Source organism: Microbulbifer sp. CAU 1566 (genome assembly GCF_023156515.1).
Lineage (GTDB): Bacteria > Pseudomonadota > Gammaproteobacteria > Pseudomonadales > Cellvibrionaceae > Microbulbifer.
This window is the reverse complement of the sequence record NZ_JALNMG010000003.1, coordinates 464,604-488,706: the sequence shown is the minus strand read 5'-3', so window position 1 is coordinate 488,706 and position 24,103 is coordinate 464,604. Positions and strand designations below refer to the sequence as shown.

Here is a 24,103-nt window from a genome sequence, read left to right as displayed (position 1 = left end):
ACCACCTTCGCCCATGCGAAGTCCAGGACGTCAGGAGCAATAATGAACAAGCACGAAGTGACAGCCGAAGAGATACCGGTAGCGGCAGGTGGAAATACCGTCAGAAATCAGGGCATGCAAAAAACATCGATGCTGGGAACTTTGTTGTCTGCTGCCATCGCTGCAACGGGCCTGACGATTCCTGTCGTCGGCAACGCCCAGGCCAGCGAAACGGTTCTGGAAGAGGTGATGGTCACGTCGCGCAAGCGGCCGGAAAACCTGCAGGATATTTCCGACTCGGTGACCGTATTCAATGCGCAGCAAATTCAGGACGCGCGCATCACTACCATCAAGGATTTCTCTGCGCTGACACCCAACCTGACTGTGGCATCGAACTTCCGCAGCGGCCTTAACTTCGTCACTATTCGCGGCCTGATTACTCCCCAGGTGGGGGAGGCACCACTGGCGTTTGTGGTTGACGGCGTGACCGTGCCCAGTATCGAGTTTATCAACCAGGGCCTGCAACAGATTGAGCGCATTGAAGTACTGCGCGGACCGCAGGGCGCCCTGTACGGCAAGAACGCTATCGGCGGTGCGGTGAATATCGTCACCAGGCAGCCATCGGATGTGTTTGAAGGCTCAGTGCAAACCTCTTATGGACAGGGTGGTGATGAGCGCATCTCCGCAGCCATCAGCGGGCCGCTGAGCGATCGCGTGCGCTATCGTCTTTCCGGTAATTACCGCAGTTTCGACGGCCTGATCGAAAACGACTTCCTCAATGAAGAAGTGGATTATGTGGACGGGGAATATGGTGTCCAGGGCCTGATCAGCATTGATGTGTCGGATAGAACCAACCTGGAACTGCAGGGGCGCTATTCGGATGTGACCCAGGGCAGCAACTATATGGCCTTTATCACCAAGGACCAGCTGGAAGATTTTTCCATCAAAAATGATGGCAATGCCCTGGGCCGGGACGAGTCTACCCTGTGGAATCTGACCACTAAACTGGAGCACGAGACCGAATACGGTGATTTGACCGTAATTGCCGGCTACAACGATGCGGATGTGCTGTTCTTCTCCGATGGCGACTTCACCCATTTGCCCGAGTCCGAGGAAAACTTCTACTTCCCGATTACCCAGAACAACCCCATCAGGGAAGACTCCACCAACCTGGAAGTGCGCTTCGCATCTGATGCCCACGACACGCTGGAGTGGCTGGTGGGGGGCTTCTACGAACGCCGCGATCGCCGTGTTGAGTTCGACCAGATCTGGGATATGACACCGGAAGAGCGGGTGACCTACGCAGACCTGAACGGTATTGATCCCTCGCTGGTGTTCGTTGGTGAGAGAACGGTACAGGACTCCGAATCCTTCGCGCTGTTTGGCAATCTCGGTTATGCCCTGAGCGATACCCTGACGCTGACCAGTGCCCTGCGTTACGACGAGGAGCGACGCGAAGCCTATGATAAGCGCGCACCGCAGGAATCCGCCGCGGACGATACCTACAGCGAGCTGCAGCCAAAGCTGTCCCTGGCCTGGGATGCCTACGACAATGTGCTGTTGTCGGCCACCTATTCCCGTGGTTTCCGCTCCGGCGGTTTCAACGAGTATGCGCCTACCGTACAGCGTGACTACGCCGAAGAAATTTCCGATACCTTCGAGCTGGGTGCCAAAACCAGCTGGCTGGGAGGGCGTTTGTTGCTCAATAGTGCGCTGTTCTATATCGAGCAGGAAAATGCGCAGTTTACCCGACTCAATCCGAGCACCTTCACCCTGGAAAACCTGAACGTGCCGGAAGTGCAGATTCGCGGTTTCGAGGCGGAGATGACTGCGCGCGCGAGCGATAACCTTTCCCTGAGTTTGGGCGTTGGTGTGATCGATAACGAAATCACCAAAAATGCCGGGTTCGATGCCTATACCGGGCTGGATCTGGCGGGTACCGTGGGCGACTCCATGCCCTATGTTTCCGATTACAACCTCAATGGCTCCATCGATTACACCCGGCCGCTGTCGGGTCTGTTTACCATGACTTCCCGCCTGGCGTTCAACACGCTGGGGCCGAGATCCTTCGATCTGTTTGAGGAGGTCAGTGGCCGCTCCGATACCCACACCTTCGTGAACGGCAGTATTGGCCTGGAAACCGAGGACTGGGGCGTGTCATTCTATGGCAATAACCTTTTCGATGAGGCGTCCCCGGAAACGGTGTTCCTGTTCAATCCACTTATCCGCCTGCGCAATCAGCCGCGTCAGTTTGGTATTCAGGGCACTGTCAATTTCTGACAATTGCTGATAATTGGTTTGGCGATTGACTGCAAGCCCGCTCACGCCTGGTCGTGAGCGGGCGTTTATGTTTTAAGGGCCCGGATTCAAGGCTTCCCGCGGATGGGAAGCGGGGGCCAATAGTTAGCAGCCGTCCGTGGAGGACAAACAGATGTCAGAGCAGAATGATTATGCGCGCACGCCGGTGCCGGATACGGCGACGGTGGGCTGGTACAACATCGCTCTGATTATTCTCGGTATTGGTATTACGCTGCCGGTGTTTCTTGTCGGTTCCGAACTGACCCTGGCCCAGGGAATTCCAGGTGCACTCGGCGTTTTCGCGCTCAGTGGCGCGGTGGTGGGGGTTCTGCTGGCGCTCACATCTCTGGTCGGCGCACGCACGCGCCTGTCCACCTACATGATCCTGGAGTTCTGCTTCGGTCGCACTGGTGCCAAACTGGTCAACCTGATAATGGCGGTTGTACTGGTGGCCTGGTTTGCGTTCACCGCAGAAATTCTGGGGGTAGCCGTTGCCGATGCGTTGCGAGCAAACTTCGCGATTGACCTGCCGGTGCCGCTGTATACGTTGAGCGGTGGTGTACTGATGACGTTGACCGCGATTTTCGGCTTCCACGTGATGGAGCGATTTTCACAGATTGCGGTGCCGCTGCTGGCGCTGTTTATGCTCTACGTGCTCTATCTGGCACTGCAGCAAGGTGATGTAACGGAGCTGCTCGCCAAACCCGGTAATGGCTCCATGAGTTTTGGGGTGGCGGTGTCCACGGTGATCGGCACCAATATCCTGATGGCGGTCATGGCCCCGGACCTGACCCGCTTTGCCCGCACCGATCGCGATGCGTTGCTGTCCATCAGCGGTCTGGTGATTGGTTATCCGCTGGTCATGCTGGCCTCGGGGTTGCCATCGCTGGTGCTGGGTGAGGTAGACATCATGAAGATCATGATGGGGCTGGGACTGAGCGCCGTGGCCCTGGTGATTCTGGTGTTGTCCACCTGGACTACAAATACCGTGAATCTGTATTCCTCCATTCTCACGCTTTCCACCATTGCCACCCGCGCGCGCGGATGGGTACTTGGGGTGGTTGCCGCCGCTGCGGGACTGGCGGCGACGCTCGGTGGGGTGATGGAACACTTTTTTGAATTTGTGATTCTGATGGGGGTGGCGGCCACGCCGGTGGCCGGCATCTACATTGCAGACTTTTTTCTGATCCGCCGCCAGAGCTACCAGCTTGCGGATCTGGAGCGCGAGCCGGCGATCAAGCCGGCGGCGTTTATTGCCTGGGGACTGGGGACACTGATCGGCTATCTCGGTTCAGCAGATCTGCTGACGTTGAGCAGTATTCCCGCGCTGGATTCCGTTACCGTGGCTTTCCTCGCCTATTGGGGCCTGGCGCGTATCGGCCATTTCAGTCGCGGACCAGCGTTGCCCCGGTAATGGGGATGGGTGTCTGCAAATAATCTTTGGTTTCCGCCAGAGCAAACACCTGCTGCAACACTTCCATGCCGCTGGTGACTTCGGCAAACGCTGCAAACCCCTGGCCATCGGGATGCCGCGTGCCGCCGAAGTCGAGGCTCGGGCAATCTTCCATACAAATAAACACACTGTGGTACACCGCACCGGGTGCGTAGCGCGCGAGTGAAACGGTGCCGCGGCGGTGACGTAATCCGGTTTGTTCTGTGGTTTCGTGGGCGATGGACGGGGCAATGTCTTCGCTGGTGTGAATATGCCCCAGTTGCACCACGGCAATCGGCGGGCTGGCCTCGGGCGTATCATTCTGATGGTTGACAATGCGGAACACGTTGCCGCTGGCGAAGCGCCCGGACTCGATATCCTCGATAAAGTATTGACAGGAAGCCGGCGCCTGTTCGGAAAATAACTTAAGTTTTATGGTTCCCTGGGGAAGGGAGAATTTAACGTGCATATACACAACCATTGGCGATGGACGGACAGCGATTTTTCGCGGAGCTGCATTGTATTAGTAGGTGCAGATTAGCGCTATCACACTGAGCCAATTAATACTGTCGGTGGGATTGAAGCGGTCGTGGTGGAATTGACGTGGGCGGATTATTCCTGGGTTATAAACGAAAATGCCCGCACTGGTGTACGGGCATTTTTTTTCGGTTGAATGTTTAGTTACTGTGCGTAGCGCCTGATCTCAATTGTTCCTCGATTTTCTTGAGGTTAAACGCACCGGGTGTTTGGCTCGGCGGGTAGTCTTCCATCGTCTTGAGGAAGTCTGCGGCCATCTTCTGCAGGGGTACCAGCGCAAAGCCGCGGTCGATCAGCCAGTTGTAGTAGCCGTTGGCATTGTGCTGGGCGCGCTCCATAGGGTCCCGCCGCAGGTTGAACATCAGCGGTATACGGAGTTCGGTGAAGGGTTCCATCCACACACCGAAGGCCTTGCCGCGGTTTTCCAGGAAGACCGCTTTCCAGGCATCGTAGCGCATGGCGACAATCTGGCCGTCATCATTGACGTAGATGAACTGCATGCGTGGCGCTTCCTCGGTTTTGCCGCTGAAATAGTCGAGCATATTCGTGCCGTCGATATAGTTGCGGTACTTGCGGCCATTCAGGTTTACGCCTTTTGATAACTGTTCCTTGATGTTGGGATTGCCCGCCACCGCGGCAAAGGTGGGTAGCCAGTCTTCATGGCCCACAATACCGTTCAGGGTTTTGCCCGCTGGGAACTTGCCCGGCCAGCGTACGAAGGCAGGTACGCGATAGGCACCCTCCCAGTTTGAATTCTTCTCACCGCGGAAAATGGTGGTGCCGGCGTCGGGCCAGGTGTTGAAGTGCGGGCCATTATCCGTAGAGTAAAAGACGATGGTGTTGTCGGCGATCTTCAACTCATCGAGGAGGTCCAGCAGCTTCCCTACATGCTGGTCATGTTCGACCATACCATCCGCATACTCGTTACTTTGCGGGCCGGCCAGGTTTTTGTGGCTTTCTTTCACATAGGTGGGAAAGTGCATCCGGGTGGCATTCCACCATACAAAGAAGGGTTTGCCGGCGCTTGCCTGCTGTTTGATAAAGTCCATGGCCGCGGCGAGGGTCTCCTCATCCACGGTTTCCATGCGCTTCATGGTCAGTGGGCCAGTATCTTCTATCTTGCCGTCGGCGGTCGATTTGATAACACCGCGCGGTCCAAAATTCTTGCGGAATTCCGGGTCTTTCGGATAGTCGCGGTTTTCTGGTTCCTGCTCCGCGTTCAGGTGGTATAGGTTACCGAAGAACACGTCGAAGCCGTGGTTGGTTGGCAGATGTTCATCCCGGTCGCCGAAGTGGTTCTTGCCAAACTGGCCGGTAGCGTAACCCTGGCTTTTCATCACCGTGGCAACGGTGACATCCGTCTCTTGCCAGCCCTCTTTGGCACCTGGCATACCCACCTTGGTCATTCCGGTACGAATCGGGACGTTACCGCCGACAAATGCGGCCCGGCCCGCGGTGCAGGACTGCTGGCCGTAGTAGTCGGTAAACGACAGCCCCTCTTTGGCGATACGATCGATGTTCGGGGTTTTGTAACCCATCATGCCGCGGTTGTTGTAGCTGATATTCCACATGCCGATGTCATCGCCCCAGATCACCAGAATATTGGGTTTATCCTGTGCCTGGGCGACGCCGTGGAATACGGTCAGTATTGCCGCGGCCGTGAGTGAAATGGGCACTTTGAATAATCGGCGTATTGAAAGTCGCTTCATAGATTCCTCCGGGGCTTTCGGTAGGTGGTGGTACAGCGTTGGTGTTGGGTACTGGATCAGGGCTTTTCGTGAGGAAACACCATGTTCCAGTCCTTTTGCATGTCGATAACGGTCCAGCCTCTTTTGCCGGCGTCATCGAGTCCTTTATTCAGTTGACCGATATGGGAGTCGCGATCGTAGGCCCATTCCCGTTTGGCATCGGTGTGATGCAGTATCAGGCCGAAGCGAGGGCCTTCGCCGGCGGTGGTCCACTCCAGCATTTGGTAGTCGCCGTCGGAATTACCCGAGGCAAAGATGGGGCGCTGGCCGATGTACTGGTGAATACCGACGGGCTTGCCTTCCTTGTCGTCCACCAGGTTGATTTCCGGCAGCTTGATAATTACCGGTTTTCCATCGCGCACCTCGTATTTGGCTTTCAGGCTGGACCCCACTACTTGATCCGGTGGAATACCGTAAGCCTGTTCTGCGAATACCCGCATAAAATCCACACCGCCGCCGGAAACGATAAACGTTTTGAAGCCATTCGCGCGCAGGTAGTCCAGCAGCTCCAGCATGGGCTGGTAAATCATTTCGTTGAACGGACGATTGGTTTTCGGGTGGCGAGCGGTCTTCAGCCAATCACTGACATTGGACTGGAATTCTTCCGCGGTCATGTTGGCGTGGGTGGCGGCGAGGATTTTCATCAAACCTTCTTTGCCACTGGCCATCACTTTTTTCGTGTCGCCCTTGAGTACAGAGGCAAAGGGTTCCTGAGTCTTCCACTCGGGATGCTGGGGGGCCATTTTCTTGACCTGATCCAGCGCATAGATCAATTGGAAATAAACGGGCTGCTCCGCCCATAAATTGCCGTCGTTGTCGAAGGTGGCAATACGCTGGTTTTCGGGCACGAAGTCTGGGGATCCTTTTTTCGTGACCTTTTCTACAAAGCTGACAACAGCCTCTTTGGTAGGGCCGTCATTCCAGGAGGGTAATGGGTCTGCGGAAGCGGATGTGGCTATCGCCAGTGAACAAAACAGAATGAACAGAAAGCGCTGAGTCATTGGAAACTGCATGGTTACATCTCGCAGTATCTGTGCCGCCAGTGGCGGGCAGGTAAATCTACATCTCTAATCACCTTAGACGGATTTTCTCGATGTTGCCTATGGCGTAGGAAAATTTGTGATGTGTATCCGTCGAAGCGAATCGAGAGCGGCATTGGAGGCGCCTCTAGCACCGTGTCAGGGGTTCAGCGGTGGCAGCGGGGCCTGGCGTATGTGCGCGGCATCGGGCCTCAATGCCTCGATGGCCTGGGTTAATTGTTGCCAGGCGGCGGCGCTGGAAACACTGGCTGGAGTGTCGCCGTACTGGATGGCACCGAGGGTGAACAGTGCCGGCTGCAGGGACTGTGCTGCCGAGGGCGCTCGACGCCGATATTCCCCTGCTGCCTGTAGTACCGCAGAGTAATCCTGGGCATTACAGGCGGAGTACAAACGCTGCCAGGCGGCGAGCCCGCTGGCTTCGGCCCGCTTTGTGCGCTCGCTCTGGAACTGGTGGATCCTGGGTACAGCCCATTGCCAGAGCAGCCAGAAGAGCAGGGCTGCGCCCGCGAGTATGAGAAGTTTTTCCCATAGGCTGGTGCCTGAGAATGCGCCGGGTCCACGGGCGTGTACTTTTATGGCGTCCACACTGCTGGTTTTGATCTGGCCGTCGTCCAGGTCGTACCAGCGCAGGGTGATCGCGGGCAGGGTACCGCGCACGCCGCTCTCGGCCACGTAGGTCATGCGCTCGTTGCGGGTTCCGGTGGTTTCGTCGGTGCGTGGGTCGGTTTTATCTTCGGCCTTGTGGGTGTCAGGGTAGGCAGCGAGGCCCTCGGGGGCGCGGCTATCCAGTAGCTGCGGAATAAACATCACCGTGGAACCTTCGATGGTAGCGGTGACATTACGGGAAAAGGCATCGCCCGCGTGCAGCGCTTCAGGCTCGCCTTCGATCTCCTGAGAGAGCGTCAGCTCACGGGCGGCAATAAACGGGTTCAGGCCCGCGGCCCCCTCGGGTGTGGTGACCTCGATCGGGGGCGGCGCGAGTTTGAGTGTGGCTTGCAGGTCGTCACCGTCATCCGGATTTTTGTAGGCCAGCTTGACCTGCCCTGCAGGCAGCCGATAGGTACCGGGTGCCAGGGGAATGATCAGATATTCCCGGGCGACCCCGGACCAGGTGTTGCCGTCGATGACCTGACTGATTGCTTGGGATGAGCGTCCTGGCAGGGTGACAGAGAGGTTGGGCTGGTCGAACTCGGGAAAGTCCGGTGGCTGGGTCATCCAGGTGGGTACCAGAATGGTGACAAACAGGGAGATGGACTGGCCGGGAACCGCCTTTTCTTCCGACAACTTGTACTTGATTATCGGCTTGTCGGCGGCTGCGGCCTGAGCACCGCATAGCAGCCCGAGGATGAAACACAGGAGCCATCGCTTCATGGACGATTCTCCTCACTGTTTTGGTCATCGCGATTGGTATTGCCGCTGCCACCGGCTGCCTCGGCGGCAAAGCGTTGTTTCAGGTATTCACTGGTGCCGGTGTCGAGAGTGGACATCCACTGGTCGGGGCTGACCGGGTTGTCTTTTTTCGCCACCTCCTGCTCCTGAGGAACCTGCTCCTGTTCGAAGTCGGATTCTTCTCCCTCTTCGTCGGACTGCTCCAGCTTTTCTTCCTCCTCGCCGCGAGATGCCTCCATATACGCGAGTATTTTTTTCGTAATCTCCAGATTTTCTCGTGCCCCGGGAAATTCCGGATCGAACTGCAACACCTGCTGAAAGGCGGCAATGGCGCCCTCGTATTGCCCGGTCTTGGTCATTGCCATAGCGCGGGTAAAGATGGCTTCCGGGGTATTGACCTCGGCAAGTACATTGGCGGCGTCTTCGAACTGACCGGCCTGGTACAGCGCGTAACCTTTTCGGTACGGGTCCAGAAAACTGGCTGCAGCGCGGCGGTAATTCTCCCGGTAGCTGAACCACTGCCCCTGTTGGTCTGGTGTCAGCAGCAGGCCCAGAATTCCACCCGCGGTGGTCGGTTCAGCTTCCTCGCTACCTTGAGCCCTCGCCGTATCGGGGATAAAGGGCAGCAGCACGAGAATCACAATGGCGCCGGTACTTTTTACGGCGGCCCCGTTGGGGTTGATCCTGCCTCTCAGGGCCCAGCCGCGGCGAAACCACAACAGCGCCAGCAGCGCGGCGGGCCAGGCCAGCCACCAGCCGCGGTCTTCCCACTGCAGGTTTTTGTCCGAGGCCAGTGCCTGGCGGAAGGCGCTGTCGAAATAGCGATTGAGCGCGCGCAGGTCGCTCTTGTCCGGTGTCACGCGTTCCACTTTCGCATTGCGTACTTTGGAAACCGCACCGCCGTTTTCATTGCCCGGTGCTACCAGCAGCAAACCGAGTCCGTTTGTGTCCGTACGTTGGGATAAGGCGCTCGCATCGCCATCGCTGAGACTGTCGAGCAGGAACAGGATGCCACCGGGTGTTTCGTCCTTGGCCAGTATCTGTTCTGCCAGTTTCAGCGCGGTTGCGGCGTTTTCGCCCGGTACCGGCATCACCTCGGGGTTGAGGCCTTCCAGATAGGGGCGCAGCAGGTCCTGGTCTTCGGTCAGCGGCACTACGCGGTGGGCACTGCCGGCGTAGGCTACGAGTGCGGTGGGGGCACCGTCGCGGGTTTCCAGCAGGTCCAGCACTTTCTGTTTGGCGCGGGCCAGGCGCTCTGGCGGCACGTCTTTTTCTGTCATGCTGTCGCTGACTTTCAACACCACCACCAGCGGCGTGGTTTTGGCCATCAGCGGATCCGGCAGGCGCGTCCAGCTGGGGCCGGCGGTGCCGAGGGTCAGCAGTGTGAGCAGGAGGGCGATCAGGTCAATGGGCCTGAAACGGCGTCGGCTGTGATCCCCCACAGCGAGGGCCCGTGCAAGGTGTGGCGCAATCTGGCCACTGGTCGCGGCATCGCTGCGCTGGTCGCGGCGCAAGGACCACCACAGCAACAAAATTGGCACCAACAACAGCAGCCACGCCGGGCGCAGGAAGTGGAATACGGAGAAGGCATCGAGCAGGCTACTCATGAGTTAGCCCTGCGAAGATCTGTTTTGGCGAAAGTGCCGCTACCGACCAAACGACTGGCGAGGGCCAGCAGCCCCAGTAGCAGCGCCAGGCCCAATGGCCAGTGGGCCAGGGAGTGGTGGGGTCGGTAGGTTTCGCTGTCGACCATTTTCGGTGCCAGTTTGTCGATTTGGTCGTAGACCGCAGCCAGGGCTTTTTCGTCGTTGGCGAAATAGAATTCGCCACCGGTGCGTTTGGCGATGGCTTGGAGCGTATCCACGTCCACGCGGTTTTCTTTTTCTTCACTGTCGGGGTCACCCACGCCGATGGTGAGAATTTTCACTTTGCGCTGGGCCGCAATGGCGGCGGCATTGACCGGGCTCATGGTACTGGCGGTATCACTGCCGTCACTCAATAGAATCAGCAGGCGCTGCTCCACTTCACTGCTCTCAAACTGGCGGATGGCGAGGCCAATAGCATCACCCAATGCGGTGTGTGGGCCGGCCATGCCCACGTCGGTTTGCTGCAGCAGTTCGAGTAACGTATCCAGGTCGGTGGTCAGCGGTGCCTGCACAAATGCCTTGGTGCCGAATACGATCAAGGCCACACGCTCGCCTTCGCGACCTTCCAGAAATGGTTTGAGAACCCGTTTGACGCCTTCAAGGCGCTCCATTTTTTCACCGTTACCGGCGATAAAATCCACCTGTTCCATGGAGCCGGAAATATCCACCGCGACAATCAAGTCCCGCGCCGGATTTTGCAGCGTCACGGCATTGCCCTCGTATTCCGGGCGCGCCATGGCGGTGACGATCAGCGCCCAGATCACGCAGCCAAGTAGCCACTGCCACCAGCTGCGGTCGAGCACTATGGCACCGGAACCGGGTTTGATGCCGATGGCTTCCACCAGTTGCTGGAAGAAGGGCACCCGCAGGGCACGCACACGCTCGCGGTGGGCCGGTGCGAATTTCCACACCAGGAATGGCAGCGGCAACAGTAAAAAGGCCCAGGGTGCAGCAAAGTCAATCACTTGGCGACCTCGGGTTTTTTTAGGGGCGAGTTTCTGTGAGAGTTTCTGTGAGAGTTTCTGTGAGAGCTTCGGTGTGAGTTTCGAGGTAAACGCAACCAGCCCACACTTGGTTTTTCGATTTTGTGCTGGCGGATCCAGTCGCGCGCGGCCTGGGCCAGGGTATTGGATTGGTCTGTGGCGGTTTTTCGGTAAGGGCTTTCCAGCAGGGTGCGGCCCACCTCGCCATCGAAGGCATTGCCGGGGTAATGCTGATTGAGAAACTGGAGCCAGTCGTCTCCGGTAAGCGCGGCTACTTGTTCGCGCGGGTAGGCGGCGAGCGCCGTGCGACGGAGTATTTCGGCGATCTGAGCGGCATCACCCTCGACCTGGTGCAGTTCGGCGAGGGCGGCGCGGCGATAGGCGTTGGCGCGGTAGATCTGAATCTGTCGCCAGATAAAGAACAACAGCAGCAGTAACAACAGTGCACAGAGTCCTTTGGCCGCGGGCGTTGCCGGCCACATGGAAACGGTCGGCGGCTCTGGCGGCGGTACCAGCTGCGCGATCATATCCGGCAGGGTTTCTTCGCCCGCAGCGGGGTTTGTATTTGCCGGGCTTGTGTTTACCGGATCTATAGTTTGCGCTTGCGGATTCGGGCTCGGTTTAACGTTGGTTTCCTGCATCGGCGCTTACTCCTCCCCTGCTTGCTCAGGAGGCAATTTCGCCGATTGTGGAACCAGGCCCAGCAATCGCTGCAGTTGCGGCAGAGTGTCTTCACCGGTGGAAAGCTGGGCGACCGGGAGGCCGTAGCGCAATCGCCAGTCGTTGATCACCTGGCGGCGCTGGCGGTTGAACTGGTCCATGGCCTCCACGGTGTCGCCACTGCGGGTATCCAGGGTAGCCTGCAGGTCGCCATCGGAAATGGCACTGACCAGGGATTCGGGTACCGACTCACCGGTAGGGTCGACCACCGGTACCAGAATCACATCGTTGTGCCGCGCAATGCCGCTCAGCAAGCGCTCGGTGGCGGGGCCCACCACATCGAAATCACTGATCAGCAGTACCAGGTGATCGCGGCGGGCGATATTCGCCACGGCCTGGAGCACGGTGTCCAGGGAAGTGGGATCGGCCGGAGGCGCGTCCGCATGCAGTTGTTGATTGGCGAGTGCGAGTTCGCTGAGAAAGCGGGTGAGGGCGCGGCGGTTGCGTTTGGGGCGCTGGGTATAGAGCCCATCATCGCGCACTACGATACCGCCCACGCGGTCGTCCTGGTCCAGTACGGCGAAGGCGGCGAGTGCGGCTGCCTCGGCGGCGGTGGTGGATTTCATCGCGTGGCGGGTGCCGAAGAACATGGACATGCGCTGGTCCACCACAATCAATGCCGGGCGATCGCGCTCTTCGGTGTAAACACGCACGTGGGGTTCGCCGGTGCGCGCGGTTACCTTCCAGTCGATCGCGCGCACATCATCGGAGGGCCAGTATTCGCGTAGCTCTTCAAAATTCAGTCCGCGCCCGCGCAATCGGGAAGCGTGCCGTCCGGCAAGTACGCTGCGGGCGGGTTGGCGTGGCAATAGATTCAGGGTGTGTGCCGGACCTTCCAGTGCCTGCAAATGGGCCAGATCCACGTGGATACGCGGATCTGTTGCCGTTTCCGGGGCGGCGACGGTGGCGACCCCGGCTCGAGTCCGATTGCGACTGCGAATCTGAAAGTTGAACATGGTGGCCTGATCTTCCGGGCTCAGGGCAGAGCGACGAGTTTTAGCAGTTCGTCGATCACCCGATCGGCACTGATGCCTTCCCCCTGGGCCTCGAAGCTCAACCCCAGGCGGTGGCGCAGGCAGTCGTGAATCACCGCGTGAATATCCTGCGGGTCCACATAATCGCGCCCTTCCAGCCAGGCGTTGGTGCGTCCGGCCTTGTCCAGGGCAATAGAGCCTCGCGGACTGGCGCCAATCTCTATCCAGCGTGCCAGTTCTTCGGACAGTTTGGTCGGGTGGCGGCTGGCTTCGATCAGGTCGGCCATATAGCGTGCCATGGCATCGGATACGTGGATGGCGGCAATTTCGCGGCGGGCGTCGAACACTGCCTGTTGGGGAATCACGTCTGCGGGTTGATGGGATTCTTCCGCGGCCGCTTCAGTGCTCGCTGCATTGGCGGCTGCAATCTCTTCACTGCGAACCAGTTCGATTACTTCCACCTCGTCTTCCACTGGCGGGTAGGTGATCAACACATGCATCAGAAAGCGGTCCATCTGCGCTTCCGGCAGTGGGTAAGTACCTTCCTGTTCGATGGGGTTCTGGGTGGCCATCACCATAAACAGCGGCGGCATCTTGTGGGTCTTGCCGGCCACGGTGACCTGGCGCTCTTCCATGGCTTCTAGCAGTGCCGACTGTACTTTTGCAGGCGCGCGGTTGATTTCGTCTGCTAGCACGATGTTGGCGAATATGGGGCCAGGGTGAAAGCGGAACTCGGACTTCTGCTCGTCGCGATAGAGCATATCGGTGCCGGTGACATCCGCCGGCAGCAAGTCGGGGGTGAACTGGATACGGCTGAAATCCGCCTCCAGGTTTTTCGCCAACGCTTTGATGGCGCGGGTTTTGGCAAGCCCCGGCAGGCCTTCCACCAGCAGGTTGCCGTTTGCCAGCAAACCGATAATCAAGCGCCGGATGACATCCCGCTGGCCCACAATGGCGTGGCCCATTCCCTCTTCCAGTGCTGCGATCTGTTCCCGTGCGGACATGGCGCTTCCTTTTCTGCCATCGATTCAGAGTTCCTCATTAACGCTAGCAGATGGAAGGCTGAGGAAGAGGGCGCAAGAGGCTATACTCTGTGCCAATTAAAAACATAATCCGGAGACAAGATGCGGACGCTGATTATTCTTCTGCTCGCGGCGGTGTTGGTAAGCGCCTGTGATAAAAACGCAGAAGGGGGGGATGCCGAAGTTCATAAGGCGCCAGTTGCGAAGTCGATGACGCAATCCGACGCACCCGGCTCTCCTGAATCGAAACCGACGCCAAAACCGAAAGCGCAACCGGTTTCCGGTATGTCTCCACAAGCCGATGGCAGCGCGGAATATGTCGGCGTGGAGCAGTGTGCCAGTTGCCATCAACAGGCATTTGACGACTGGCAGAAATCCCACCACGACCTGGCGATGAAAACCCCGGACGCGGAAACCGTGGTGGGTAACTTCGATAACGCAACATTCGACTACTTTGGCACCGAGTCAGCCTTTTATCAGCGCGATGGCAAGTACTTCGTGCGCACCGATAACACCGAAGGTGAGTTGCAGGAGTTTCCCATCGCTTACACTTTCGGCGTTTACCCGTTACAGCAATACCTGATCGAAATGCCCGGAGGCCGGTTACAGGCACTGAGCCTGTCATGGGATTCCCGCACAAAAGAAGAGGGCGGTCAGCGCTGGTTTCACCTCTACCCGGATGAAGACATCAAACCCGGCGATCCGCTGCATTGGACCGGTATCAACCAGAACTGGAACTTTCAGTGCGCCGACTGCCACTCCACCAATCTGCACAAAAACTACGACGCAACATCACAGACCTTTGCCACCCAGTGGTCCGAGATCAATGTGGGCTGTGAATCCTGCCACGGCCCCGGGCGCAAGCACGTAGAGTGGGCGGGATTGCCCGAAGCGGAACGCGCCTCGGTGAAAGATCAGGGGTTTGATGTCCGGTTTGATGGCCGCCGCCAGGCGCGCTGGACCATGGATGCCAACACCGGCATTGCGGATATTGCCAATGCGGTGGGCACCCAGACGGAGATCCCCGTGTGCGCCCAGTGCCATTCCCGTCGCGGCACCCAGCACCCCGGAGTAAAACCGGACGACGACTTTCTGGATTTCTTCCAACCCGCGCTGCTGAGCGGTGGCCTGTATCACGCCGATGGCCAGATCAATGATGAGGTTTATGTGTGGGGCTCGTTTATGCAGAGCAAGATGCACGCCGCCGGTGTCACCTGCAGCAACTGCCACAACCCCCACAGTCTGGAATTGCGCGCGAAAGGCAACGATGTATGCGCCCAGTGCCACCTGCCGACAAAATTCGATACCGTAGAACATCACTTCCATCCCACGGGTAGCGAAGGCGCCCAGTGTGTGAACTGCCATATGACCGACAAGGTATATATGCAGGTGGATGCCCGCCGCGACCATAGCTTCCGCGTGCCGCGCCCGGACCTGTCGGAAAAAATCGGCTCCCCCAATGCCTGTATCGCCTGTCACACGGATCAGTCCAATACCTGGGCGGCACAGGTTCTAGAGAAAAAATTTGGTGCGCCGGATCCCCACTATGGCGAGGCGCTGTTCGCAGGTCGCATTGGCGCACCGGATGCGGAAAGTCGGTTGCTGAAACTGATAATGGACGACACCCAGCCGGAAATTGTGCGGGCAACCGCGGTTTCCCTGTTACCGCGCTATCTGTCGCAGACCAGTGCGCAGGTGCTGCAGGTAATCGCCCAGGGTGACGATGCGCTGCTACACCTCGGATTGGCACAATCCCTGGATCAGGTACCGCAACAGGTGCGCCCGGCACTGGCGATTCCGCTGCTGTATGAAGACGAGCGGGTAACCGCATCCCTCGCCGCCAGTGCCATGGCCGGCGCACCTCTGGGGCAGTACCCGGAAGAAGTGCGCAAACGCTATGAACAGGGGCTGGCAGACGTTGTGGCAACGGCGGAGTTCAACGGCGATCGGCCCGAAAGCCTGGTCAACCTGGCATCGCTACGGGGGCGTGAGGGCGATGCAGCCTCCGCAGAGCGGCTGCTGAAACAGGCGGTGGCGCTCGCTCCTTATTACACCCCTGCGGTGATCAACCTTGCAGACCTCTACCGTGCCAATGGTCGCGAGGCGGACAGCGAGGGCCTGTTGCGCAATGCCATGGCCAACGCATTCGACAAGGCACCGATTCAACATACCCTGGGACTGAATCTGGTTCGGCAGAAAAAAATGTCGGAGGCGGTGGAAATGTTACAGGTGTCGGCCCACGCCGATTCGGCAACGCCGCGCTATGTGTATGTGTACGGCATAGCGCTGAATTCTCAGGGCAGGCCCAAAGAGGCGATCAAGGAGCTGGAAAAAGGGCTGGAGCGATTCCCCGGCGACCGGCAGATTTTGTCGGCCCTGGCGTCCATTCATCATGAACAGGGCAATGACGCAGCGGCGCAGAAATATCAGCAGCAACTGCAATAGCAGGCCAAAGATGTAAGACAAAAAAGCGCGGCCGAAACTGGCCGCGCTTCTTTTTAGAGGGTGGATTGGGCGATTAATGGTTTTCCTGAGTTTCCATCGCGGCTTCAATCGCTTTGTTGATATTCAGTGATGCGGATTTATGTCGCGGCGGGAACTTCTTAAAGGTGGCCAGATGCTCGTTCAGGATCTGGATCGCCGGCTGGAACACCCAGCTTTTGCGCATGATCTGATGAAAGCCGGTGACACCGTCGTAGTGTTCCAGCGGGTCTTTGCGCAGGTTGAACAGCTTGGGCATGGTGTGAAAAACCAGATCGCCGTAATAGAGGCCATCGGGTTTGGTCGCGAAGTGCATCTTCCAGGGGCCGACGCGCAGTGCCGTTAGCTGTGATTCGTAGTAATAGAAAATTTTGTTACGCGCGGATTCCTTGCTCTTGCCGGTCCAGTAATCGAGGTTGTTCTCACCGTCGATATACACCTTGTCCGATTTCATCAGCTTGCCACGCAGATCCGGCTCGCCCAGCGCCGCGGCAATCGTCGGGAACACATCCTCGTGGGAGGAAATGCCGTTTAGCGCGAGACCGGGGGGAATGTGTCCGGGCCAGCGCACCAGGAAAGGTACCCGCACACCGCCTTCCCAGGTCGTCATTTTCTCCCCGCGGAACCCGGTGGTGCCGGCATCGGGCCAGGTACTTTGCTCGGGGCCGTTATCGGTGGTGTAGATGACAATGGTGTTGTCAGCGACTCCCAGCTCATCCAGCTTGTCCAGCAACTTGCCGATTTGCGCGTCGTGCTCAATCAGGCCGCTGCCGAACAGGTCGTCTTCGGAGCTGATCTGGGTTGCTAGGTGACGACTTTCCGGCTTCAGGTGTGTGTACACGTGCATGCGGCTGGTGTTGTGCCAGATAAAAAACGGCTTGCCCGCCTTTTGTGCCTTCTCCATAAAGTTCAGACTGCGCTCGAGGACTTCCTCGTCGAAAGTTTCCATGCGCTTGCGGGTCAGCGGACCGGTGTCGGTAATCTTTCCGTCGGCGTAGGACTCGATCACCCCGCGCGGGCCAAATTTCTTTTTGAACTCCGCGTCTTTCGGATAATCCTCCTGCTCCGGTTCCTCGGAAACGTTCAGGTGGTAGAGGTTGCCGTAAAACTCATCGAAGCCATGTTTGGTGGGCAGGTGCTGATCCAGGTCACCAAGGTGGTTTTTGCCGTATTGGGCCGTCATATAACCCTGTGCCTTCAGGAACTCTGCCATGGTGGGATCTTTTTCATCGATCCCCAGCGGGTTGCCCGGCTGGCCTACGGTGGCCAGGCCGGAGCGCACCGGCAACTGCCCGAGGAAGAATGCGGCGCGGCCGGCGGTGCAACTCGGCTGTGCGTAGTGATCGGTGAACAGCGCGCCTTCGTTGGCAATGCGATCAATATTGGGGGTGGGGTAAGTCATGCCGTGGGAGTATGCGCTGAGTGATAGCGACGCCACGTCATCCACCATGATGGCGAGAATATTGGGTTTCTCCGCAGCTTCTACTGCGGCAGTTGCGACAAGTCCAACCAGCAGACTGACGAAAGCAAATGAATTACGTAAATGGCCCAAGAGATACCCTCCTTAGTGCGCGAATGTGTTTTTTCCACAATGTGCCATTAAGCCTAGACGGAGTTTGCTGAAGAGCGCCGAGGATTGGATGGGCAGTCGAAGATTTTCGCTGACGGTAAACCGGTGTTCGATTACTTGCCGCGCCGGGATTCTGCGGCGGAGGGAGGAAAGCCAAACCAGCGTTTGAAACTGCGACTGAATACGGCGAGGTCTGCGTAGCCTAGATTCAGCGCGATATTCGTCAGCGGCATATTACTGTTGAATACCGCGTTTTCGGCAATTTCCCTGCGGGTTTCTTCCAGCAATGCGCGAAAACTGGTGTGACTGGCATCCAGGGCGCGCTGCAGCTTTTTGGGATGTATGTCGAGAGCGAGTGCGACATTGGTCTTGTTGCAGTCTCCGGTCGGGAGGAGTCCGTGGATCGCGTGTTTTACCAGCGGCGTCAAATCCTCGTCGATTTTCAACTGTTCAAATTGCGAGAAGATCACCTGGTTTACTAGCCCTTCTGGCGTCATGGGTTTTTGCGCCAGGGTGGCCTGGTCAATGGTGATGGCGTCGCGGTCGCTATTGAATTCCACAGCACAGGCAAAGAAGTCCTTGTAGTTGTCCCGTGTTTTCTGGTGTGCTGGGTGGCGAAACTTGATGCGACGGGCATGCCAGTGATCGCCGGCCATATCGCGCAGTATCTGAATAACCATGCCGATACTCAGGTCCACCAGTTGTGGAAATTCACCGCCATGTATAAAGGTAATGTTCAGGCGCAGCTCAAGATTCCCATTTTCTGCCGGCTCTATTGCCAGCACCACACCCTGAGCGTGTAGATGGGCGTAGCGGCTACCGATGTTCAAGGCTTCCGCGATTGTTCCCTGGCGCGACATATAGGCGCCAAATAATCCCAATACATGCAGTCCGTTACTCTCAGCCAGTTGCAGACCGAACGTCGGCGTACCGGATTCCAGTGCGGCTAATTCAAGAACCTTACCCACTTTTCGATAGGGAATGAGGTTGTCCGGATTGCGTAACTGGCTTGCGGGTAACCCGGCAGCTTTGAGCAACTTCAGTGGGTTCACACCGAGCCGGCGCGCAAGATCGTCGAAGCCGTAGAGGGCTCCGGCTCTAAGGAGATCCGTCATATTTTCCTGATGCGTCGATATTCTATTCTTTTCTGTCGCTGCAGATCTGACTTCTGAAGAGTAAACGGGGTGTCCTAAATTGCAAAGCCCTTGTCCCAAAAAGTCAAACAGGGGATCGGTGGCTCCAGTAATCTGGCTGTAATCGGAACAGGCTTGAGTCCTTGGGTACGGATCGATGTTTGCCGGACTCAGCTGGCTCCGTAAGGCCAGTCCGATCGCCAGCACTTAATCCTGTGCTGGGAATGATGAGCTGAAAACCAGTCCGAACTGGACACACATAATAACGATGCCCAAAGCCGGCAGATTATCCGCGAGGCCCCTATGGTGACCCCTACCCGTGAAAGCATTTCCACAGAATCCTTCGCTACCGAAAATACGCCACAAAACATGAAGTCCATTGTGATGCGCGATGGCAGCATTCATCTGGAAACCCAACCTGTTCCTGAGCCTGGACCCGGGCAGGTGCTGGTGAAAACCCTGGCCTGTGGTATCTGTGGCTCCGACCTTCACCTCACCAACCACAGCGATGAAGTCTTCGACCTGTACAAAAAGCTGGGCATGATGCCAGCGGATGACAGCGTCAAACCCGAGATTATGCTCGGGCACGAATACAGCGCGGAAGTGGTGGCCTACGGACCGGAAACCAAGGCGACACTCCCGGTGGGGAGTCGGGTGACCAGTATTCCTGTTTTGATGTCTCAACAGGGCGCTGCCATCGGCGTTACCCCCGAGGTGCCGGGAGCCTACTCCGAATATTTCCTGCTCGACGAGGCGTTGATGCTGGCACTGCCAGAGCATCTACCCGCCCAGGCCGCTGCGGTTACCGAGCCACTGGCCGTCGGTCTCCACTCGGTCAAGCGCTCTGGAATTTCTGCGGATGAAGTCGCGCTGGTCGCCGGCTGTGGCCCGATCGGATTGTCGGTGATTGCCGCGCTGCGCGCGCGTGGGGTAGGCCATATCATAGCGTCTGACCCCAGGGCGTCTGGCCGCGCACGTGCACTCGCTATGGGCGCACACGAGGCAGTTGACCCGACTGCGGAAGATGAAGTGGCTAAAGCCGCGAGTGTGGCCGGTGCGAGCCGCCTGGTGATTTTTGAGTGTGTGGGTATTCACCAGTTACTGAATGGGTTTATTCAGCGCGCCCCGGTCAATGCATGTCTGGTGGTCACCGGTGTGCACACCGCCGAGAGCAAAGTGAATTTTGCCTATGGACTGGTGAAAGAGCTGGATATCAAATTTTCGTATATGTGCACGGCAGAAGATTTTGCCGAGTGCCTGCAGCAGCTTGCCAGCGGAGAGATCAACTGGCGTGTACTGTGGACGGGCAAGGTGGGGATTGATGGCGTCTCTGCCGCCTTTGAAACCCTTACGCAACCAAACTCGCACGTCAAAGTACTTGTGGAGCCCTGGCGCACCGGCGCTCTGGAAGCTGTGGAATAAAGATCCGCGGAACAAAAAGCCGGGGAACAAAGAAAGCCGCGGGTCCGTTAATCGTCGGGTTTATTCAGCCCCTTACTTTTAGCCCGCCACTCCCGCGGCGACAGTTGCGTCCAGCGCTTGAAATTGCGACTGAAAATGGCCACATCGGCATAGCCCAGGTTAAGAGCCAGGTCGGTGATGCTGAGCTGGCCGTGTTGCAGATTGCGCTGGGCGATTTCCATGCGGGTCTGTTGCAGCAGTGCGCGGAAACTGGTGCCGTCCTGCTGCAATTTTTTCTGCAGTACCCGCGGGTGCAGGTTGAGCGCGGCGGAGACGCGCTCGATACCGCATTCGCCGCTCGGCAGCAGGTTGCCGATGATGTGACAGACCTGTGCCTGCAGGTTGCCAGGATAAATGGACTCCAGCAGATGAATGCGCTGTTGAAAATGTTCGCGTAACAGTTGTTCATCGTACTGCGGCTTGCGCGAGAGCCAGCTCAGTGGAAATCCGACGCCGCCAAAATTGCTGTTGTAGTAGATGTGTTCCCCGTAGGCCGCAGGTACCACGGACTCGGCTTTGGGAGCAGGCTGCGGCAGGTGCAGTTTCAGGGCATTGCCGGTACTGCCGAGCATTTGCGACACTAGGTTGAATGCTTGCCCGGCACTGAGCTGCATCAACTGAGCGAGCCCACTGGCGTTGGAAAAATCAAACGTCAGTTGTAGTTCCAGTATGTCCCCACGGGGCTCCTGCTGCAGGTGCACGCCATGGGCGTGCAGACTGATATGTTGTCTTGAATAGGTCAGGGCATCCGCCAGCGAAGGCTGCTGGCGAATGGATAGGCCGATTTCACCCAGCGCCAGCAGACTCTGCCCCGCAGCCAGGTTCAGGCCAAACAGTGGGTCGCCGCAGGCGAGGGCCGTGTCATCCAAAAGGGCGGCGAGGCGGGTATAGGACACGTAGGTATTCGGGTCCCGCAGTTGCGCGCTGCTGAATCCAAATTGCTGCAATAGACTGGCTGGGTTCTGCCCATGCAGTGTGACCAATTGTTCATAGCCTTCGATGGCACCGCTGCGAATCAGGAACATGGCGTGCTCGACGTTTGTCTAGGTTGGCTGTTCGCAAATAGTCAAATTCTGTTCGCAAAAAGTCAAGTTGGGTTTGTGCCATCTTCCCTAGACTGGGTGAATTCCTTCGCGCCTGCGACCAGGTTCTGAAGGCAGGGGGAAAACACAATAACAAACACCAACCCAACTACTGGAGATGCGCGATGAGTGACACGAAAACCCCGATTCTTGAGATGCTGGCGGCAATGCAAACCGGCGGCGTAGTTTCCCGCGACCACGCTCGCGAAGCGATCCTGATCCAGGAAGCCGACCTGCCATGGGTTGCCCTGCCGGATGGTTCTCTGTTACAGGTGCTGCACGTAGACCTGAACCAGAACCTCTGGGTGATCAAGAACAAATTCAAACCCGGCTTCTGTGTCGATACGCACTATCACACTGGCCCGGTGTTCGCCGTGACCACCAAGGGTGAATGGTTCTATAAAGAATACCCGGACAAGGTGAACAAGGCTGGCTCCTACCTGTTCGAGCCTGCGCACTCCGTACACACCCTGACCGTATCTGAAGATTGCACTGAAGATGCCGAAGTCTGGTTCGCGGTCTTCGGCAGTAACGTCAACATCGACGACGACGGCAATGTTACCAGCGTGCTCGACGCCAAAATGGTCATGACCGTCTATCGCGCGCTGTGCGAAGCCGAAGGCAAAACCTGCGAAAACATGATCGTGGTTGGCGAGTAAGCCTCTCTTACATCTGAAAAGAGCCCGGAGAGGTCTGTATGAGCCAGTTGAACTCGGCCTTCGTGACTGGTGCTGGCGGCTTTATCGGCCGCCACCTGGTGCGCCAGCTATTAACGGAAAAAGTAAACGTCGTCGCCTTGATGGTGCCCGGGGAACCTGTGCCCGAAGAGTGGGCAGCCTGGGGTGACCAGCTGCGTATGGTCATTGGCGATGTACGCACGCTTACCAACCTGGCAGACGAAATCGGTCCGGTGGATGCGATTTTCCACCTGGCCGCGATTGTCGGCGACTGGGGTGCGCTTCAGTCCCACGTGGACATTACCGTGCACGGTACTGAGCAGGCCATTGCGCTGGCCCAGCGCTGGGGTTCCCACTTTGTGGTGACCACCAGTGTCTGCGCTTATGCCAGTGCGCTGGCCAAGGGCAGGCTGGATGAAGAGAGCCCACTGGGCAAGCCCTGTTCCCCCTATGAGTTCTGCAAGCAGGAACAGGAGCGGGTCACTCTGGAAGCCGTGAAGCACGGTGGACTCAAGGCTACGATCGTGCGTCCGGCCAATGTGTTCGGTGTCGGCAGCGGCCCCTGGGTAAACACCATGCTGGAGCTGTTACGCAGTGGTCAACCCTGTCTGCTGGGCAAGGGCGACTGGGATGCCGGGCTGGTGCACGTGGAAAACCTCGTGGCCATTCTGATCGGCGCTGCGCGTTCAGATTGTAAAAACGGTGACATTTTTATTGCCGCGGATGGATATGATGTGACCTGGCAGCAGTATTTGCAGCGCCTGGCCGATCTGGCCGGTGCGCCTGCGCCCAAGTCTGTCCCCAACGGCCTGGCCCGTACACTGGCCCCCGTGCTGGAGTTTATCGGTCACCTGTTGCGCCAGAAAGAGCGCCCCATGATCACCCGGCAGTCCTATCGCCTGATGGGCGGGCCGAACGAATTTTCCAATGAAAAAGCACGCCGTCTGCTGGGCTATACACCCGTGGTCACCTTCGACCAGGCAATGGACGAATTGCAAGCACACTTCAACAAGTCTGCCGCTGCGGCGACCGCTTAAAAGGTTTTAAACGTTATGAGCAATTGGAAACACGGCGCGCCCAAAGTGGCGTTTGTCTCGGGTGGTGGCAGCGGTATCGGTTTGAACCTGACCCGCGCCCTGTTGGCGGACGGTGCTTCGGTGGCGATCTTCGACCTCAAGGTCGACGATGCGCTGCTGAATGAATTGCAGGGACTGTCACCGCAAAACGCGCGGGTCGAGCGGTATCTGGTGGATATCACCGATCCGGACGCAGTGGAAAAAGCGATGGACGAAGCCGCTGGCACTTTGGGCGCCCCGGACTTTGCCATCAATTGTGCCGGTATCCTGCGCACAGCGGTATTTACGGAAATGTCCTACGCCATGTTTGATCAGAGCATGCGCGTCAATCTATACGGAAGCCGCAATTTTGCCGCCGGTGTACTGAAGCATATGCAACCCGGTGGCCACCTGGCCCTGATCGCGTCCCTGGCTGGCATGTGTGGTAGCTATACCCACGGTGCCTATGCCACATCAAAATTCGGCGTTGTTGGCCTGGCGGAAGTACTGCGTACAGAGATGAAACCGAGGGGCATCGATGTGTCGGTGGTTTGCCCGGGTGAAATCTCCACGCCGATGCTGGCAGAAGAGCGCCGGGTTGGCAGCAAGGTAACGGAGATTGTGAATGAGTTTGCCGGTGTGCTTCCGGTGGACGTGGCAGTGCAGGGGATTCTCGATGGACTGCGCAAGCGCACCTTTATGATTACCCCGGGCTTCAAGGCAAAACTGACCCGTTATCTGGCGCGCAGCCACACCGGGCTTTTCCGCTGGATTGTGGACAAGAAAGTGGCCAAGGCCCTGAAACTCTTTGGCGATAAGACTGCCGTATAACCTGTGGTACATTGAATCGTACCGTAACCGGTAAAGGTGTAGTTC

19 protein-coding genes are annotated in these 24,103 nt (G+C 57.8%); 7 read left to right on the top strand and 12 right to left on the bottom strand.

From position 1 onward, the window contains the following. Positions 1 to 42 precede the first annotated feature (42 nt). Positions 43 to 2,259 (top strand): TonB-dependent receptor, encoded by a 2,217-nt coding sequence (locus M0G74_RS10360; protein ID WP_248216509.1) that lies wholly within the window; start codon positions 43 to 45, stop codon positions 2,257 to 2,259. Positions 2,260 to 2,410: 151 nt separating this feature from the next. Continuing rightward, positions 2,411 to 3,691: a cytosine permease gene (locus M0G74_RS10355; RefSeq protein ID WP_248216508.1), complete on the top strand. Its 1,281-nt coding sequence runs from the start codon at positions 2,411 to 2,413 to the stop codon at positions 3,689 to 3,691. Here M0G74_RS10355 and M0G74_RS10350 read toward each other — a convergent pair. The 9 genes from M0G74_RS10350 to M0G74_RS10310 form a co-directional block, all read right to left on the bottom strand. Beyond that, a complete protein-coding gene (locus M0G74_RS10350) occupies positions 3,663 to 4,178 on the bottom strand; it encodes a peptidylprolyl isomerase (RefSeq protein WP_248216506.1) in 516 nt (171 codons plus the stop codon). The two genes, M0G74_RS10355 and M0G74_RS10350, sit on opposite strands and share 29 nt — an antisense overlap. 208 nt (positions 4,179 to 4,386) lie before the next feature. Then, a complete protein-coding gene (locus M0G74_RS10345) occupies positions 4,387 to 5,955 on the bottom strand; it encodes an arylsulfatase (RefSeq protein WP_248216504.1) in 1,569 nt (522 codons plus the stop codon). Positions 5,956 to 6,011: 56 nt separating this feature from the next. Continuing rightward, positions 6,012 to 6,995 carry an HAD family hydrolase gene (locus M0G74_RS10340; RefSeq protein ID WP_248216502.1) on the bottom strand — a complete coding sequence of 328 codons (984 nt, stop codon included), beginning with the start codon at positions 6,993 to 6,995 and terminating at the stop codon, positions 6,012 to 6,014. A 177-nt stretch (positions 6,996 to 7,172) separates the two neighbouring features. Further along, on the bottom strand, positions 7,173 to 8,405 hold the full coding sequence (locus tag M0G74_RS10335; RefSeq protein WP_248216499.1) for a BatD family protein: 1,233 nt from the start codon (positions 8,403 to 8,405) through the stop codon (positions 7,173 to 7,175). Continuing rightward, the gene (locus tag M0G74_RS10330) at positions 8,402 to 10,030 is read right to left on the bottom strand and encodes a VWA domain-containing protein (RefSeq protein WP_248216497.1); all 1,629 of its coding nucleotides are present in this window, start codon (positions 10,028 to 10,030) and stop codon (positions 8,402 to 8,404) included. The genes M0G74_RS10335 and M0G74_RS10330 overlap by 4 nt, the downstream gene beginning before the upstream one ends. Beyond that, complete coding sequence (locus M0G74_RS10325; protein WP_248216495.1) at positions 10,027 to 11,034, bottom strand: VWA domain-containing protein; 1,008 nt, start codon at positions 11,032 to 11,034, stop codon at positions 10,027 to 10,029. The genes M0G74_RS10330 and M0G74_RS10325 overlap by 4 nt, the downstream gene beginning before the upstream one ends. Beyond that, the gene (locus M0G74_RS10320; protein ID WP_248216493.1) at positions 11,031 to 11,693 is read right to left on the bottom strand and encodes a DUF4381 domain-containing protein; all 663 of its coding nucleotides are present in this window, start codon (positions 11,691 to 11,693) and stop codon (positions 11,031 to 11,033) included. The genes M0G74_RS10325 and M0G74_RS10320 overlap by 4 nt, the downstream gene beginning before the upstream one ends. Positions 11,694 to 11,699: 6 nt before the next feature. Continuing rightward, complete coding sequence (locus tag M0G74_RS10315; protein WP_248216492.1) at positions 11,700 to 12,728, bottom strand: DUF58 domain-containing protein; 1,029 nt, start codon at positions 12,726 to 12,728, stop codon at positions 11,700 to 11,702. A 20-nt stretch (positions 12,729 to 12,748) separates the two neighbouring features. Beyond that, complete coding sequence (locus tag M0G74_RS10310) at positions 12,749 to 13,750, bottom strand: AAA family ATPase (RefSeq protein ID WP_248216491.1); 1,002 nt, start codon at positions 13,748 to 13,750, stop codon at positions 12,749 to 12,751. Positions 13,751 to 14,053: 303 nt separating this feature from the next. Between M0G74_RS10310 and M0G74_RS10305 the strand changes: the two genes are divergently transcribed. Then, positions 14,054 to 16,213: a multiheme c-type cytochrome gene (locus M0G74_RS10305; protein ID WP_248216490.1), complete on the top strand. Its 2,160-nt coding sequence runs from the start codon at positions 14,054 to 14,056 to the stop codon at positions 16,211 to 16,213. Positions 16,214 to 16,286: 73 nt separating this feature from the next. Here the strand turns inward: M0G74_RS10305 and M0G74_RS10300 are convergent, their stop codons facing one another. Together M0G74_RS10300 and M0G74_RS10295 are read right to left on the bottom strand one after the other, a co-directional pair. Continuing rightward, a complete protein-coding gene (locus tag M0G74_RS10300; RefSeq protein ID WP_248216489.1) occupies positions 16,287 to 17,801 on the bottom strand; it encodes an arylsulfatase in 1,515 nt (504 codons plus the stop codon). A 131-nt stretch (positions 17,802 to 17,932) separates the two neighbouring features. Further along, complete coding sequence (locus tag M0G74_RS10295; protein WP_248216488.1) at positions 17,933 to 18,934, bottom strand: AraC family transcriptional regulator; 1,002 nt, start codon at positions 18,932 to 18,934, stop codon at positions 17,933 to 17,935. 321 nt (positions 18,935 to 19,255) lie between these two features. Here M0G74_RS10295 and M0G74_RS10290 point away from each other — a divergent pair, with 321 nt between their 5' ends. Continuing rightward, positions 19,256 to 20,374 carry a zinc-binding dehydrogenase gene (locus M0G74_RS10290; RefSeq protein ID WP_248216487.1) on the top strand — a complete coding sequence of 373 codons (1,119 nt, stop codon included), beginning with the start codon at positions 19,256 to 19,258 and terminating at the stop codon, positions 20,372 to 20,374. Between the two features lie 47 nt (positions 20,375 to 20,421). Here the strand turns inward: M0G74_RS10290 and M0G74_RS10285 are convergent, their stop codons facing one another. Further along, a complete protein-coding gene (locus tag M0G74_RS10285; RefSeq protein WP_248216486.1) occupies positions 20,422 to 21,438 on the bottom strand; it encodes an AraC family transcriptional regulator in 1,017 nt (338 codons plus the stop codon). Positions 21,439 to 21,620: 182 nt separating this feature from the next. On the opposite strand from M0G74_RS10285, the gene M0G74_RS10280 reads away from it, so the two are divergent. From M0G74_RS10280 to M0G74_RS10270, 3 genes are read left to right on the top strand one after another with little or no spacing between them, the layout of a single operon-like run. Further along, positions 21,621 to 22,154, top strand: coding sequence for a 2,4'-dihydroxyacetophenone dioxygenase family protein (locus M0G74_RS10280; protein WP_248216485.1), 534 nt, complete (start codon positions 21,621 to 21,623; stop codon positions 22,152 to 22,154). 38 nt (positions 22,155 to 22,192) lie between these two features. Next, positions 22,193 to 23,209, top strand: a complete 1,017-nt coding sequence (locus tag M0G74_RS10275; protein WP_248216484.1) for an NAD-dependent epimerase/dehydratase family protein — start codon at positions 22,193 to 22,195, stop codon at positions 23,207 to 23,209. Between the two features lie 15 nt (positions 23,210 to 23,224). Beyond that, positions 23,225 to 24,058, top strand: coding sequence for an SDR family NAD(P)-dependent oxidoreductase (locus M0G74_RS10270; protein ID WP_248216483.1), 834 nt, complete (start codon positions 23,225 to 23,227; stop codon positions 24,056 to 24,058). Positions 24,059 to 24,103: the final 45 nt, after the last annotated feature.

Coding starts and splice junctions, on each gene's coding strand:
- M0G74_RS10360 (WP_248216509.1), top strand. CDS start 43: ATGAACAAGCACGAAGTGACAGCCGAAGAGATACCGGTAGCGGCAGGT.
- M0G74_RS10355 (WP_248216508.1), top strand. CDS start 2,411: ATGTCAGAGCAGAATGATTATGCGCGCACGCCGGTGCCGGATACGGCG.
- M0G74_RS10350 (WP_248216506.1), bottom strand. CDS start 4,178: ATGCACGTTAAATTCTCCCTTCCCCAGGGAACCATAAAACTTAAGTTA.
- M0G74_RS10345 (WP_248216504.1), bottom strand. CDS start 5,955: ATGAAGCGACTTTCAATACGCCGATTATTCAAAGTGCCCATTTCACTC.
- M0G74_RS10340 (WP_248216502.1), bottom strand. CDS start 6,995: ATGACTCAGCGCTTTCTGTTCATTCTGTTTTGTTCACTGGCGATAGCC.
- M0G74_RS10335 (WP_248216499.1), bottom strand. CDS start 8,405: ATGAAGCGATGGCTCCTGTGTTTCATCCTCGGGCTGCTATGCGGTGCT.
- M0G74_RS10330 (WP_248216497.1), bottom strand. CDS start 10,030: ATGAGTAGCCTGCTCGATGCCTTCTCCGTATTCCACTTCCTGCGCCCG.
- M0G74_RS10320 (WP_248216493.1), bottom strand. CDS start 11,693: ATGCAGGAAACCAACGTTAAACCGAGCCCGAATCCGCAAGCGCAAACT.
- M0G74_RS10315 (WP_248216492.1), bottom strand. CDS start 12,728: ATGTTCAACTTTCAGATTCGCAGTCGCAATCGGACTCGAGCCGGGGTC.
- M0G74_RS10310 (WP_248216491.1), bottom strand. CDS start 13,750: ATGTCCGCACGGGAACAGATCGCAGCACTGGAAGAGGGAATGGGCCAC.
- M0G74_RS10305 (WP_248216490.1), top strand. CDS start 14,054: ATGTCTCCACAAGCCGATGGCAGCGCGGAATATGTCGGCGTGGAGCAG.
- M0G74_RS10295 (WP_248216488.1), bottom strand. CDS start 18,934: ATGACGGATCTCCTTAGAGCCGGAGCCCTCTACGGCTTCGACGATCTT.
- M0G74_RS10290 (WP_248216487.1), top strand. CDS start 19,256: ATGGTGACCCCTACCCGTGAAAGCATTTCCACAGAATCCTTCGCTACC.
- M0G74_RS10285 (WP_248216486.1), bottom strand. CDS start 21,438: ATGTTCCTGATTCGCAGCGGTGCCATCGAAGGCTATGAACAATTGGTC.
- M0G74_RS10280 (WP_248216485.1), top strand. CDS start 21,621: ATGAGTGACACGAAAACCCCGATTCTTGAGATGCTGGCGGCAATGCAA.
- M0G74_RS10275 (WP_248216484.1), top strand. CDS start 22,193: ATGAGCCAGTTGAACTCGGCCTTCGTGACTGGTGCTGGCGGCTTTATC.
- M0G74_RS10270 (WP_248216483.1), top strand. CDS start 23,225: ATGAGCAATTGGAAACACGGCGCGCCCAAAGTGGCGTTTGTCTCGGGT.